Genomic DNA, 14,112 nt, shown 5'->3' on the forward strand with positions numbered 1-14,112 from the left:
AATGAAAGGTGAATGAAATGAACGATAAAATCCAGAACAATATAGATGGGGAAGAAACCAGCGGCAGGAAGGGAAAACTCAAAAAAATCCTCTACCCCCTGCTCTTCGCCGTGGTCATCATCGGATGCTGCACCGGTTATTACCTGTTCAGCGTAAGCACGAACTATTTCAGCACGGATAACGCCAAGGTTACGGCAAAGCTCTATTCCGTCATGCCAGTTACCAGCGGGAAACTGATATCCTGGGATGTGGAGAACGGCGACCTGGTGGAACAGGACCAGGTGCTGGGCCGTCAGGAAGTGCTTCCGTATATCACGTCCCCCATAACAGGAACCGTTGTCAAGAATGACGGCGCGGCCAACCAGACCGTGGCCGCAGGCACGCCCCTGGCAGTGATTGCCGACACCTCCAACCTGTATATCGGTGTCAATGTGGAGGAAACAGATATCATGAAAATCCATCTGGGCCAGCTGGTGGATGTCAGGCTGGACGCATATCCCCACAGGACATTTAAGGGACAGGTAACTGAAATCGACCCGGCAACCCAGACTTATTTCACCAACACCACCAGCTTTTCCACCAGCGGGACCTACACCAAGGTCACACAGCTGATTCCCATCAAGGTCACCATCGAGAACAAGGAAAACCTGCCTCTGGTGTTCGGAATGAACGCATCTGTAAAGGTACATTTGAAATAAGGAAAAACGGGAGGAATCATAATGAAGAAATTAATAGGAATCGGAGCCGGCCTTATGCTGGCCGCCAGCCTTATCACCGGATGCTCCGGTAACAGCAGCCAGACCGAGGTGACAACCGCCATTGCAAAATCAGGCAGGGACCTGTCCTCCATGGTATGGCAGGGAACCGTGGAGGCCATGAGCACCATTGACATCATGCCGGAAACCAGCGGCAAGGTAACTGCAATCATTGCTTCCGAAGGACAGCATGTGAACAAGGGGGATGTGATATTCCAGGTGGATGACACCAATGCCGCCCTCTCCCTGCAGCAGGCCCAGGCCGGATACGATGCTGCCCAGGCAGCATTCGGCATTGCAAAAAAGGCAAGCGAACAGAATACAAACGTGGCCCCGGCAGAAATCGAGTACACGGACGCCAAAAATAATTTTGCCCGTATGCAGGCCCTTTACGCTGCCAATGCAATCTCCCAGGTGGATTTTGAAAATGCAAGATCCAGGATGGATTCAGCCGAGGCAAAGCTCCAGGCAGCCAGGAACGGCCAGGACGGCAATTACGATTCAGCCAAGGCCCAGCTGGACAGCGCCAAGGCAGCCCTTGACATTGCCCAGAAAAAATACGACGACTGTGCCGTCACCTCTCCCATCACCGGAATGATAACCAAAATCAATGTGGAAACCGGCCAGACCGTGTCCCCCCAGGATACAGGCGCAACCGTCATGGATGACAGCGGGGAAAAGGTGGAAATCCAGGTAGCTGACACGGATATCGGCCAGCTGGCAAAGGGCATGCCCATGGATATAAGTCTCCAGTCCGCCGGAAAGACCTGCCGCGGCAGCATATCTGAAATCTCTGCTGTCTGCGATTCCAAAACAGGCATGTATACCGTCAAAATCCTGCTGGACGCTGATGACAGCCTGCACGACACCGGTCTTATGGCAGATGTCCGCGCCTCTGTCAATGAACCTTCCGCATCCGTATATATTCCATCCAAATGCATCTTTACCGATGATGATGGGGATTATGTATATGTGGTGTCCGGGGAACAGGCCGTGAAAACGCCTGTCACCAAGGGCAGGAAGAAAAACGCCTACATGGAAATAACCCAGGGTCTTACCCAGGACAATGAGGTAATCCTGCAAAGCAGCCATTCCCTGGAGGACGGCATGAAGGTGCGGGTACTGACCGTCAAATAGGCCGGAAACAGCGAACGGTGCCGCAGTAAGGATTGTTATATTTTTAACATTTCCTTTGCCTTTTGTAAAATCTGTGCTATACTACTTAGCAACATACAAGCGCAGCCGTCAAAATACAGCGATTCCGCATATCCGCGGACAGCTCCCGGCCACGCACCAGGGAGGAACCTATATGGAACAGAGAAATCTTACGTTACTGACAGACCTGTATGAACTGACCATGATGCAGGGATATTTTAAGGAAAAAGACGCCAACGAGACAGTCATCTTTGACATGTTCTACCGCACCAATCCCCACGGCAATGGCTTTGCCATCTGCGCCGGGCTGGAGCAGGTGATTGAATACATCAGGGACCTGCATTTTGACGAAAGCGACATTGAGTACCTGGGAAGCCTGGGTATATTCGAGGAGGACTTCTTAAAATATCTCCGCGGCTTCCGCTTTACCGGGGATATCTACGCGATTCCGGAGGGGACCATCGTCTTCCCAAGGGAACCGCTGGTCAAGGTCATCGCCCCCATCATGCAGGCGCAGCTGGTGGAGACGGCCCTGCTCAATATCATCAACCACCAGAGCCTGATAGCCACCAAGACCGAGCGCATCGTGTATGCGGCCAAGGGCGACGGCGTCATGGAATTCGGTCTGCGCCGCGCGCAGGGACCGGACGCAGGCGTTTACGGCGCAAGGGCCGCCATGATTGCGGGCTGTATCGGCACCTCCAATGTGCTCTGCGGCAAGATGTTCGATGTTCCGGTCAAGGGTACCCATGCACACAGCTGGATCATGAGTTTCCCGGATGAGCTTACGGCCTTCCGCACCTACGCCAAGCTGTATCCGTCCGCATGCATCCTGCTGGTAGACACCTATGACACCCTGGACTCCGGCGTCCCCAATGCCATCAAGGTATTTAAGGAGATGCGTGAAGCCGGAATCCCCCTTACCTTTTACGGTATCCGCCTGGACAGCGGCGACCTGGCCTACCTGTCCAAGAAGGCCAAGAAAATGCTGGACGACGCCGGATTCCCGGATGCAGTCATCTCCGCTTCCAATGACCTGGATGAAAACCTGATTAACTCCCTGAAGATGCAGGGCGCAACCATCAACTCCTGGGGCGTCGGCACTAACCTGATTACAGCCAAGGACTGCCCGTCCTTTGGCGGAGTGTACAAGCTGGCGGCCGTTAAGGACAAGGCCACCGGACAGTTCATCCCCAAGATCAAGCTTTCAGAAAACGCAGAGAAGATCACCAACCCCTGCAACAAGACCATACAGCGCATTTACGACAAGGCCACAGGCAAGATCATCGCCGATTTAATCTGCCTGGTAGGCGAGGAGTTCAACACGGAAAACTCCCTGCTGCTCTTCGACCCCATTGAAACCTGGAAAAAGACCATGCTGGCCCCTGGCAGCTATACCTTAAGGGAACTGCTTGTGCCCATCTTCCTGAACGGCCAGTGCGTATACGATTCCCCTAAGGTAATGGATATCCAGGCCTACTGCAAGAAGGAACTGGACACGCTCTGGGATGAGTCCAAACGTCTGATTAACCCGCACACGGTCCATGTGGATCTGTCGAATGAATTGTGGCATATTAAGAATCAGCTGTTGGATTCGTTCCATAGGAATTAAAGTTGGATTTAAGGGGTGGGATTCTATCCCTACTCCCGGTAAGGTCAGTTTACAGGGAACAAGGCACATATTATGAAATGGGCTGCTGACAAAACCAAAAAAGAGGACTTGAAAAATTCAAGTCCTCCGTGTATAATTTACTTAGAAGTAATCAAAAGACATTAGCTGGTCTGATGATTGCGCTTCGGATAACTACATAATTTTTAGTTACGCGCTATCCTCTATGCCAGTAGAGGATAGCTATTTTTTGTCATGATGATTGTCTATGTAAGTTAATGCCGCAAAAATCACCAGCACTAATGTCAACACTTCAAGTGTATCCATTATACATTTCCTCCTTCGTTTATTTCCGAAGGAAACCATCAGACTATCCTCTGACTTCTGTTAGATTATACATAGACATTTTATCATAACGAAAAAGCAAATACAATGATAACCATGGTATATTTCAATTGGTGCATGACTACGGTTTGCAACAGACCACATTACTCTTTACAATCTTCATCGGACATCAGTATTGGCAATCCTGTTTTCTGCTCAAAAGTAAGTGCCATCAATCCGCCCTCATCTTTGGATAGGTTTTCTTGTAGTGCGTCCAAAAGAAACGGTGCATCCACTGTATCACAAATGTCCTCTGCGGCCACAGGAGACGCTTTAAATCATAAACCCCCATCCCCCACCAACAACGGCAGCACATTCTGGGGCAGATCATATATCACCATATCCGCCTTCTCATCCAAAGGCCTGGGCGCCCTGTGGATGATTATCATCTTCTTTCCCTGGAAATACCGGATATAATGACTGTATACATCGGAGCGCAGGCTTGTTCCAAGAACAAGGAGTACATCGGCTTTGGATATCTCCTGGGTGGTGCGGCTTACCATCTGGCTGTCCACCATTTCCCCGTACAGGAACGTGCCTGGGCGGATGATGTGGCCGCAGTCCTCACACAGGGGGACGTGCCTGGAATTCCTTATGTAGTCCATGGAGTAATGCTTTCCACAGTGGGTGCATGTATTTTCATATATCCCGCCGTGGAGGTATATCACGTTTTTTGTCTCAGCGGACCTTGGCAGGTCGTAAATGCTGGTGGTCACCATGCACTGGAGCATACCGCGCCTTTCCATCTCTGTCAGCGCCTCCACGGACGGGGTCATCCTTGGTATCTTCTCCAGTATCTCACGCCTGTAAAAATCATAGAACAGTTCCGGTCTCCTGGAAAAACAGGATATATGGAACAGCTCCTCCGGGGACTGCCCATATTCCTGCTCAATCTCATAGGCACGTCCCTCCTGTTTAAGTCCTAAGATACCGCCTTCCTCCAGCATTCCGGAACCGCAGACAGCTACCGTATAACGGCTCTCAGCCAATGCCTCTTTCAGGAGTTTCAATGTTTCCTCACCTATCATACTGATTCTCCTCCCTATCTCATTTCTGAGTCCCATTATACCGCAATGTCCCCTTGATGACCACTGGATTTCACAATATTTACCGCCCTTTCATCGACAAAACACGCAGGCAGTACTGCCCTGTTTTATTTTATGTACCCGTTGACACAGATGGCTCCGTAGGGACGGATGCTCATCCTGAAGGCGCTTCCCTTGCCTGTGCAGTTTTCAATGTAGGTGATGTATTCATCCACCAGTTCGTTGGGCAGCATGGCCATGATGACACCGGCGAACCCGCCTCCGTGGACACGGCAGGCGCCTTTCTGCTTCCCGGCAATGAACAGTTCCGTGAGGGCCAGGGTCACGGTGATTCCCTGTTCCTGATAATTGCTGTTGGTAAAGCAGTTCTGGAGCCATTTCCAGGAGGAATTGCCGGAAGCTGTGATATTGGCTAAGAAGTCTTCAAAACGGTTCTCCTTTAAGGCTGCCACCTCTGCTTCCACCCTCTTGTTCTCCTCAAAGAAATGCAGGGCGCGCAGCACGGAACGGTCGCCTGCAAACTGGCGCACTTCTGCCAGGTTACTGATTACCTCCTCCTCTGTCACCTGTGACAGAACTTCCTTGCCAAAGAACTGAGCCACCTTCTTCATCTCATTGGGGACGGATGAATAATCGGCGCTCAGGTCCGCATGGCCTTTTCCGGTCTGTACGATGATCAGGCTGTGGTTCTGTGAGCCAAAGTCAAAATCTATCTTCTCCACTGCCGGTGCGCTGGGTTCCACGAAGTCAATGGTAATCAGCCCGCCCACCGCGCAGGCCATCTGGTCCAGAAGGCCTGAGGCCTTGTCCCAGTAGTTATTCTCGGAGTATTTGCCAATATGGGCATAGGCCACGGTATCCATACGGCCCTCATTGAAAAATGTATTCAGCATGGAACACAGGAGCATCTCAAAGGATGCGGATGAACTGACGCCTGCCGCGCTGATGACATTGCTTGTTATATATGCATTAAATCCGCCCACCGAATACCCGGACTCCTCAAATCCCTTTAAAAGGCCCTTTACCAGGTCCACGGTCCCCGCCTTTTTCTCACTGGGTTCCAGATGGTTCAGATCGATGGTAAAGTCCTGGTTGTATGTCTCACTTACAATATGTACATGGCTGGAGCTGTTTTTTGCGGCAACGCCCACGCAATCCAGGTTAATGCTTCCCGCCAGCACCTTGCCGTGATTGTGGTCCGTATGGTTTCCGCTGATTTCCGTGCGTCCCGGTGAGGAAAATAAGAGCACGTCCCCGCTGTCCCCAAAGGTCTTCTCATATCCTTTCAGCAGTTCCTGATACCGCGCCACGTTCCCTGCCACGGCATCCTCTCCGTATAACTTAGCCAGAAGTGTTTTAGCGCCTTCACTTTCCATCATCTGAATGGTCTCATTTACCTTCATGCCTTACCTCTCCTTTATCATACACAAAATCAGGGGCGGGCACCCCTGTCTGGGATTAGTTTATCACAGCATGGCCTGTGCCCACAATAGAATATTTTATGTCTTTGTATCAATTTTTATGGAAATGCCCCCGGTTTCCTGCTATAATCCAAAAATGAAAATTCTAAAAAGGCGGTGCCCCTGATATGGACTGGAACGGTAAACCCTATCATTCCCTGGACTATGAGTTAAAAAAACAATTTGGTCAAAAAGTGTATAAGCTTTCCTTAAACGGCGGCATGACCTGCCCGGGCCGTGACGGGACCCTTGGCAGCGGCCCATGTATCTTCTGCAGCGCAGGAGGCTCCGGGGACTTTGCCGCACCTGTGATGGATTCTGTCCATGAACAGATTGAAGCTGCCAAGCTGCAGGTGCAAAGAAAAATGTCCGGCCCTGGTTCCTATATCGCCTATTTCCAGTCCTATACCAACACCTATGCCCCGCTGTCCCATCTCAGGGCCATATTCACAGACGCTATCCGCCACCCTGACATAGCTGCCCTGTCCGTTGCAACCAGGCCGGACTGCCTGGGGCCTGAAGTGGTGGATCTGCTGCGGGAACTTAATTCAATAAAACCGGTGTGGGTGGAACTTGGACTGCAGACCATCCACGAATCCACGGCCCGTTTCATCCGCAGGGGCTATCCCCTGCCTGTCTTCGAATCCGCCCTTCTCCGGCTTAAGGAGGCAGGGATTACGGTCATTGTCCACGTTATCCTGGGACTTCCTGGTGAAACCAGGGAAATGATGCTTGAGACGGTAAGGTATCTGGCGAAGGGTGTGGTGGACGGCATCAAGCTTCAGCTGCTCCACATCCTGAACGGCACGGACCTGGCCAGGATTTACCGGGATACCCCCTTTCCGGTGCTGTCCATGGAGGAATACCTTGACCTTGTGATTGACTGTGTGGAACTGCTCCCCCCTGACATGACCATCCACCGGATTACAGGGGACGGTCCCAAAAAGCTTTTGGTTTCCCCGCTGTGGAGCGGGAATAAGCGCCTTGTGCTGAACAGCCTTCACCGGCGTTTTAAGGAAAGGGATACGTGGCAGGGAAAGCATTTTCCTCTATGAATCCCAATTTTTAGGGAATGAAACCCTTGTGCTGAAAAGCAATTCGTCGTATACTATAACATAATGCGAAAAATCAGGAGGACATAGTATGGACAAAATTAAGATGACCACCCCCATCGTAGAGATGGACGGCGATGAGATGACAAGGATTCTCTGGCAGATGATTAAGGACAACCTGCTTCTGCCGTACATAGATCTGAAGACAGAGTACTACGACCTTGGCCTGGAATACAGGGATGAAACCGATGACCAGGTAACCATCGATTCTGCCAACGCCACCAAGAAGTACGGTGTGGCCGTCAAGTGCGCCACCATCACCCCCAACGCTGCCCGAGTGGAGGAATATCATCTGAAGGAAATGTGGAAAAGTCCAAACGCCACCATCCGTGCCATCCTGGACGGCACCGTGTTCCGCGCCCCCATTGTGGTGAAGGGGATTGAGCCATGCGTAAAGTGCTGGAAAAAGCCCATCACCATTGCAAGACACGCTTACGGCGATGTCTATAAGGCGTCTGAGATGAAGATTCCGGGACCCGGGAAGGTAGAGCTGGTATACACGGCTGAAGACGGAACGGAGAGCCGTGAACTGATCCACAGCTTTAACTGCCCGGGAATCGTACAGGGCATGCACAATGTGAACAGATCCATTGAAAGCTTTGCCAGAAGCTGTTTCAACTATGCCCTTGATACCAGACAGGACCTGTGGTTTGCCACCAAGGATACCATTTCCAAAAAGTATGACCATACCTTCAAGGATATTTTCCAGGATATTTTTGATGCGGAATACGCAAAGAAATTCGAGGACGCCGGAATCACTTATTTCTACACCCTGATTGATGATGCGGTTGCCCGTGTCATGAAGTCCGAGGGCGGCTATATCTGGGCCTGCAAGAACTATGACGGCGATGTGATGAGCGATATGATTTCCTCTGCCTTCGGTTCCCTGGCCATGATGACCTCTGTCCTGGTGTCACCGGACGGCAACTTCGAGTATGAGGCCGCCCACGGCACCGTACAGCGTCATTACTATAAGCACTTAAAGGGCGAGGAAACCTCCACCAACTCCGTTGCCACCATCTTCGCATGGACAGGCGCCCTTCGTAAGCGCGGCGAACTGGACGGCAATAAGGAACTGATGGAATTTGCAGACAGGCTGGAGAAGGCCACCTTGGATACCATTGAGGAAGGCGAGATGACCAAGGACCTGGCCCTGATCACAACCAATCCAAATCCGGTTGTACTGAACAGTGAGGACTTTATAAAAGCGATTGCGCGCAGGCTATAGATATTGGTATTTTCAAATTAAATTAAAAATAATAAAACAGTGTGCATGGCGTATGGATATTATATCAGCCAGGCACACTGTTCTTCGTTTGAAAGATATTCCCAACCTATTGCTGTACAGAGCTATTGCTGTACAGAGATACGGACGCTTTAGCACTGGGGGCAGCGCCTGGTTTACCCAATCTCACCTGTCGGGATACTTGCCGGGGAAGCGTATCTAAGAACAACCCGCTGACTGCAATATCCCATAGGGATTTCAGTTTCTTTATCCACTATTTCAATCCAAATGTTAACATCATGGTCGTTGCAAAATTGTGACAGCTCATAAGCAGATAGGCCTTCCCCGGTAAAATCCATATTGTAATCCCGATCGTATTCAAGTGGATAAACCACGGTTTCCTTCAAGGACATGATTTGACCATCCGGATATATTATGCCGCGAAGCCATATCTCATGACCGGCAGGATTAATATTACATTTTGAACTGGGTAAGCGGAATGTGCCTACACTGTCATCTAAAATATAACACAGTTTACCATGATGGTATTCACTTTCATAGAGAGGAACCGGTTCGCCTTCAATCGCTATGGATGCGTTTTCATTCCAGCACCGGATGCCATTATTACTGACTGCTTTAGGCCCGGCATTACATTTTCCATCCTTGTCCACCTGGTATCCATCCGGGGTTATTGTGTCAGAAAGCATATATCCATTATGATCAAAATAGTAGCATTCGGATTGTATTAGAATCCATTCATCATATGGATAAGAGCCATCATCATATTGATACCACCAGCCATTGGCGTCCTTTTGCCACTGTCCGGCAAATGCGGTAAAACTCATACTGATTGATAATAATGCGGTTAGGATGATTCTTTTCATAGTTACCCCCTTATTGATTAAAAAGAGATTATTGCTTCCATCCGCCGGGAAGTACTGCACGTATGCCCTTTACTTCCCTTCCGGCTGTCTCCCGGTTCCTACCCACTGATTATCTCTTCTACCAGCGCCCGCACATGTATCTTCATGGTATCCAGACATGGCACCGGGGAAATCCGGTCATTGAGGGCCAGCGGCAGTTCGGTGCAGCCCAGAATGACGGCCTGTATGCCATCTTCCTCCACCATCCTCCTTATGATCCTCACAAGCCCTTCCTGTGTCTCTTCCCTGACATCCGCAAATTCCAGTTCCGTGTATATTTTCTCATTGATATATTCCATCTCATCTTCCCGGGGACTTATGACCTGGATGCCGCTTTCTTCAAAGGGCCTTTGAAAAAAGCTGCCTTTCATGGTAAATATTGTCCCCATCAGCCCCAGTCTTGTCAGTCCCCGCCTGTTTGCTTCCCCACAGGCAGCTTCGATGATACTTACCAGAGGGATGGGCGTCTGCTTCTTCAGCTGGTCAAATACGATATGGGGCGTGTTGGCGGACAGTGCGCCGACCTCCGCCCCGGCCGCCGCAAGGTTCCTGACTGCGGCCAGCAGGTAAGCGGTCAGCTCCTCGTAGCGCCCTTCGTTGCAGAACCTCTGGATGTCAAATACATTCACACTTTCCAGTGAAAGAAAAGGCAGTACATTTTCTCCCATCCTCTCACGGACCCCATAGATGATCCCCCTGTAATAGGGAACCGTGGATTCCGGTCCCATCCCACCCACCAATCCCAATTTTTTCATGGCATATACCTCCGTATACTCTGCCTTTATCCATATGGCTGGATGAAGCATCCAGGGTGTGTCTGAACATACATTCCCGCCTTCTGCCCTAAGGGATCCACAGGAATCCACCAAAGGTACCCACTTAGGGTAAAGCACGCCCTGGCCCAGATCAGCTGAACCATACTGGAATTCCGGCTTTTTATGTCTATAGATACAGGATACTACTGACACCAGCTGTTTTCAAGCTGAAATGCGATTGAAATGTGCCCCAAATAAAGCTATAATGGATAACATCACGATACGTTAAAGGAGAAGGATATGGATTACAGGACATATTTAAAGAACTATCCCGATAAGGACGGCCGTTTTGGCCCTTACGGCGGCGCTTACCTGACCGATGAACTGGTTCCTGCTTTTGAGGAAATCGCAGACGCCTACCAGACCATCTGCCACTCTTCCCAGTTCATCAATGAACTGCGCAGGATACGCAAGGAGTTCCAGGGCAGGCCCACGCCGGTTTACCACTGTGAGCGTCTGTCCAAGAAAATCGGGAACTGCCAGATTTACCTGAAGCGGGAGGATTTAAACCATACCGGCGCCCATAAGCTGAACCACTGCATGGGCGAGGGCCTCCTCGCCAAGTTCATGGGCAAGAAGCGTCTGATTGCAGAAACAGGCGCGGGACAGCACGGCGTGGCCCTGGCAACGGCCGCCGCCTTCTTTGGCCTGGAATGCGAGATACACATGGGTGAAGTTGACATTGCAAAGCAGGCCCCCAATGTTACCAGGATGAAGATCCTGGGGGCAAAGGTCGTACCGGTCACCCATGGCCTTAAGACCTTAAAGGAAGCAGTGGATTCTGCATTTGAATCCTATGCCAAAAACTACAAGGACTCCATCTACTGCATCGGTTCCGCTTTAGGCCCGCATCCCTTCCCACTGATGGTGCGGGATTTCCAGTCGGTTGTGGGATATGAGGCCAGGGACCAGTTCTATGAGATGACAGGCATGTTTCCGGATGAAGTGTGCGCCTGCGTGGGAGGAGGCAGCAACTCCATCGGCATGTTCATCCCGTTTTTAGATGACCCGGTAGACATTACCGGAATTGAACCTCTTGGAAGAGGTGAAAAGCTGGGCGACCATGCAGCTTCCATGAAATTCGGCGAGAAGGGCATCATGCACGGCTTTGAAAGCATCATGTTAAAAGATGAAAATGGTGAACCGGCTCCGGTTTATTCCATTGCCAGCGGCCTGGATTACCCATCCGTGGGACCAGAACACGCGTTCCTCCATGACCTTGGACGGGTCAGATACGAGACGGTCAGCGACGAGGAAGCCATGGAAGCATTTTTCAAATTATCCCGGTACGAAGGAATCATCCCAGCCATTGAAAGCTCCCATGCCGTTGCCTACGCCATGCGCAGGGCAAAAGAGATGAGGCAGGGTTCCATCCTGGTATGCTTAAGCGGCAGGGGCGATAAGGATATTGATTACGTGGTTGAGCATTATGGTTATGGGGAACAGTTTTTAGACGGACAGGAATAAATCATGCCAGATACATGAAAATGGACAGGAGGCCTGAAGGGGCCTCCTGTTTTCCATATAATTCCTATTTTCGGATATTAAAATATACCTGGCCTGCTTCCAGGGGGACACCTTTGGCAGCATACATCTCGCTGACCGTGACAAGCTGGTAACCCTGGGCAACCAGTTGTGGGACCGCTGCCTCAAAGGCTTCCGCCGTGGATGGATAAAGGTCATGCATCAGTATGATGCTCCCATCCTTTGCCTGGGATAACAAGGTGGAAAGAATGGCGTCCTTATCCTTACTGGACCAGTCTTCCGTATCAATATTCCACTGAATCATGGGATAGGATACAAGCCCTGATACCTGTCCCTTAAATGCGCCGTAAGGCACCCGTACCAGTTTGGGCCGGAAGCCGGTCACTGCCTCCACTGCGTCATTGGTCATCTCTACCTGGGAAATGACTTCCTCCGGAGCAAGATTTTCCAGGTTTTTATGGTTATATGTATGGTTTCCGATTTCGGACCCGGAGTTGTGGATCCGTTTCAGGGTATCTTTATAATCATTGACACGGCTTCCAACAATAAAGAAGGTGGCCCTGCCTCCATAGGCATCCAATACGTCCAGGATCCTCTGATCCACCTTTGTGAAAGGACCGTCATCAAAGGTAAATGCAATCATGGGTTTTGACGCATCCACAGGCCCTGGGATTGAGGACAGTTTTCCTGAGGGATCAACGCTTTCTGCCGATGGTGCGGCGGCTGATGGACCTGCCGCCACGGCTGGTCCATATTCATTGCCGGATCCTCCCAGCGGCTCAATGGTCTTAAGGTCCGGCGCCGTGACTTTCTCAGCGCCATCTGAAACAGCAGTTCCCGGCGCAGCGCCTGAGACAGCCCCCGTGAAAGGCGGAAGGTTTTGATTCCGGCCAGGGCCTGTGAGTTCAGCTTTTGCCTTGGAATTGCCGTTATTGGGATTCGCACTATTAGGATTCGTACTATTGGGATCCGTACTATTGGGATCCACACTATTGTGATCTGTACTATTTGAACCTGTATTATTTATACCTGTATTATTTGTATCCGTATTGTTTGTATCCGCATTGTTTTTATCCGTATTATTTATGTCTGTATTATTTGCGTCCGTGCTATTTGAATTTGCCTGATCCGCATCTGTGCGGTTTTTGTCCGTATCTGTACGGTCCGTACCCGTCCCTTCTGCGTCACCGCTGTCCGCATCCGATTGACTGGTTCCTATACCGCCGCCGGAATTACCGTTTCCATCCTCACCGCTTCCACCTGGCCCGGCAGTTCCGTTTCCTCCCATAATTCCTCCATTCCCCTCTCCCCCGTTCATGCCTGCCCCGATTACGGCTGTCCAGGCAGAGGAAAAGAAACCATGGTCCCCGGCGGACAAGTTCTTTCCGTAGTAAAATAGTTGTGCCACACAGAACACGGCCACCAGGACCATGGTAAGCTTTCCTCCAAACTGCAGGGTTGAGTGGACGCCTTCCCTGCGGATTTTGGCACGGCGTGTTCTGCTGGGCTGCCTGCGCGGTTTGAAGCCGGCAGGTTTCTTCTTGTATAAGGATTTTGTATGGGCAGCTTTATTTGCCTTTTTCTTTGTGTTATAAATCATCTATATTTATCTCCTGTATAACCTAATGCCGCCTTGGCATAACGATACTGATATGAGGCACGCTGCCGCCGATACAGATATCAGGCACCCTATTCACAGTTATTTGCGCAACGCGGTACTGGGTTAATCACTTTACTCTATTAGACGGAAAAACATGTGAAAAAGTTTCACATCTACGAAAATAATGCTGATTCCAGACCAGCCTTTCCATTGTAATCATATGCAGGGATTCTGTCTATGGATTTAATGAAATTGAAAGAATAGTTTCAGAAAGAGGAGTAGGGAATCTCCGGCTATCAAGCCTGGAATCCTGGAATCGTACAAAATAAAAAGGCCCGGATCATTCCATATTTATCAGGAATCATCCGAGGCCAATATTTTCTTAATTTCAGGATGTGTGACACATATATACCAGCAGGGACATTCAGTCCACATGACGGGTCAGGACAATCGGCAGCCGGGCGCATGGCGCTTCAGCTCAAACAACACCGGGCACACTGCACTCCAGCGCAAACAACATCGGACATATTGCGCTCCAACGCA

At 50.4% G+C, this 14,112-nt stretch carries 11 protein-coding genes; 6 read left to right on the plus strand and 5 right to left on the minus strand.

The features are described 5' to 3' along the window. Window positions 1–17 precede the first annotated feature (17 nt). The 3 genes from MCJ35_RS12185 (at window position 18) to MCJ35_RS12195 (ending at window position 3,522) form a co-directional block, all read left to right on the plus strand. On the plus strand, window positions 18–698 hold the full coding sequence (locus MCJ35_RS12185) for an HlyD family secretion protein (protein ID WP_025486977.1): 681 nt from the start codon (window positions 18–20) through the stop codon (window positions 696–698). 21 nt (window positions 699–719) lie between these two features. Further along, entirely contained in the window at window positions 720–1,892 is a 1,173-nt protein-coding gene (locus tag MCJ35_RS12190; RefSeq protein ID WP_008716850.1) for an efflux RND transporter periplasmic adaptor subunit, read from the plus strand. Window positions 1,893–2,064: 172 nt separating this feature from the next. Further along, window positions 2,065–3,522, plus strand: coding sequence for a nicotinate phosphoribosyltransferase (locus tag MCJ35_RS12195; RefSeq protein ID WP_025486976.1), 1,458 nt, complete (start codon window positions 2,065–2,067; stop codon window positions 3,520–3,522). Between the two features lie 659 nt (window positions 3,523–4,181). On the opposite strand, the gene MCJ35_RS12200 is transcribed toward MCJ35_RS12195, so the two are convergent. Both MCJ35_RS12200 and MCJ35_RS12205 read right to left on the minus strand, forming a co-directional pair. Then, window positions 4,182–4,931, minus strand: coding sequence for an SIR2 family NAD-dependent protein deacylase (locus tag MCJ35_RS12200; RefSeq protein ID WP_025486975.1), 750 nt, complete (start codon window positions 4,929–4,931; stop codon window positions 4,182–4,184). Window positions 4,932–5,056: 125 nt separating this feature from the next. Then, complete coding sequence (locus MCJ35_RS12205) at window positions 5,057–6,352, minus strand: galactokinase (protein ID WP_025486974.1); 1,296 nt, start codon at window positions 6,350–6,352, stop codon at window positions 5,057–5,059. A gap of 185 nt (window positions 6,353–6,537) precedes the next feature. On the opposite strand from MCJ35_RS12205, the gene mnmL reads away from it, so the two are divergent. After that, complete coding sequence (gene mnmL, locus MCJ35_RS12210) at window positions 6,538–7,464, plus strand: tRNA modification radical SAM protein MnmL/YtqA (protein ID WP_025486973.1); 927 nt, start codon at window positions 6,538–6,540, stop codon at window positions 7,462–7,464. An 88-nt stretch (window positions 7,465–7,552) separates the two neighbouring features. Then, window positions 7,553–8,749 (plus strand): NADP-dependent isocitrate dehydrogenase, encoded by a 1,197-nt coding sequence (locus tag MCJ35_RS12215; protein WP_025486972.1) that lies wholly within the window; start codon window positions 7,553–7,555, stop codon window positions 8,747–8,749. 173 nt (window positions 8,750–8,922) lie between these two features. Here the strand turns inward: MCJ35_RS12215 and MCJ35_RS12220 are convergent, their stop codons facing one another. Beyond that, a complete protein-coding gene (locus MCJ35_RS12220; RefSeq protein ID WP_050927220.1) occupies window positions 8,923–9,630 on the minus strand; it encodes a hypothetical protein in 708 nt (235 codons plus the stop codon). 98 nt (window positions 9,631–9,728) lie between these two features. After that, window positions 9,729–10,424, minus strand: coding sequence for an aspartate/glutamate racemase family protein (locus tag MCJ35_RS12225; RefSeq protein WP_240299500.1), 696 nt, complete (start codon window positions 10,422–10,424; stop codon window positions 9,729–9,731). 300 nt (window positions 10,425–10,724) lie between these two features. Here MCJ35_RS12225 and trpB point away from each other — a divergent pair, with 300 nt between their 5' ends. After that, window positions 10,725–11,951, plus strand: a complete 1,227-nt coding sequence (trpB, locus tag MCJ35_RS12230) for a tryptophan synthase subunit beta (RefSeq protein ID WP_008716869.1) — start codon at window positions 10,725–10,727, stop codon at window positions 11,949–11,951. Window positions 11,952–12,015: 64 nt separating this feature from the next. Here trpB and MCJ35_RS12235 read toward each other — a convergent pair whose 3' ends face one another. Further along, window positions 12,016–13,569 (minus strand): polysaccharide deacetylase family protein, encoded by a 1,554-nt coding sequence (locus MCJ35_RS12235; protein WP_025486970.1) that lies wholly within the window; start codon window positions 13,567–13,569, stop codon window positions 12,016–12,018. Window positions 13,570–14,112 lie beyond the last annotated feature (543 nt).

The organism is Enterocloster sp. OA13 (assembly GCF_022440595.1).
Taxonomy (GTDB): domain Bacteria; phylum Bacillota; class Clostridia; order Lachnospirales; family Lachnospiraceae; genus Enterocloster; species Enterocloster hominis.

Excerpts from the sequence above, each read along its gene's own strand:
- MCJ35_RS12195 (WP_025486976.1), top strand. The coding sequence starts at position 2,065 with ATGGAACAGAGAAATCTTACGTTACTGACAGACCTGTATGAACTGACC.
- MCJ35_RS12185 (WP_025486977.1), top strand. The coding sequence starts at position 18 with ATGAACGATAAAATCCAGAACAATATAGATGGGGAAGAAACCAGCGGC.
- MCJ35_RS12225 (WP_240299500.1), bottom strand. The coding sequence starts at position 10,424 with ATGAAAAAATTGGGATTGGTGGGTGGGATGGGACCGGAATCCACGGTT.
- trpB (WP_008716869.1), top strand. The coding sequence starts at position 10,725 with ATGGATTACAGGACATATTTAAAGAACTATCCCGATAAGGACGGCCGT.
- MCJ35_RS12235 (WP_025486970.1), bottom strand. The coding sequence starts at position 13,569 with ATGATTTATAACACAAAGAAAAAGGCAAATAAAGCTGCCCATACAAAA.
- MCJ35_RS12190 (WP_008716850.1), top strand. The coding sequence starts at position 720 with ATGAAGAAATTAATAGGAATCGGAGCCGGCCTTATGCTGGCCGCCAGC.
- MCJ35_RS12220 (WP_050927220.1), bottom strand. The coding sequence starts at position 9,630 with ATGAAAAGAATCATCCTAACCGCATTATTATCAATCAGTATGAGTTTT.
- MCJ35_RS12205 (WP_025486974.1), bottom strand. The coding sequence starts at position 6,352 with ATGAAGGTAAATGAGACCATTCAGATGATGGAAAGTGAAGGCGCTAAA.
- mnmL (WP_025486973.1), top strand. The coding sequence starts at position 6,538 with ATGGACTGGAACGGTAAACCCTATCATTCCCTGGACTATGAGTTAAAA.
- MCJ35_RS12215 (WP_025486972.1), top strand. The coding sequence starts at position 7,553 with ATGGACAAAATTAAGATGACCACCCCCATCGTAGAGATGGACGGCGAT.
- MCJ35_RS12200 (WP_025486975.1), bottom strand. The coding sequence starts at position 4,931 with ATGATAGGTGAGGAAACATTGAAACTCCTGAAAGAGGCATTGGCTGAG.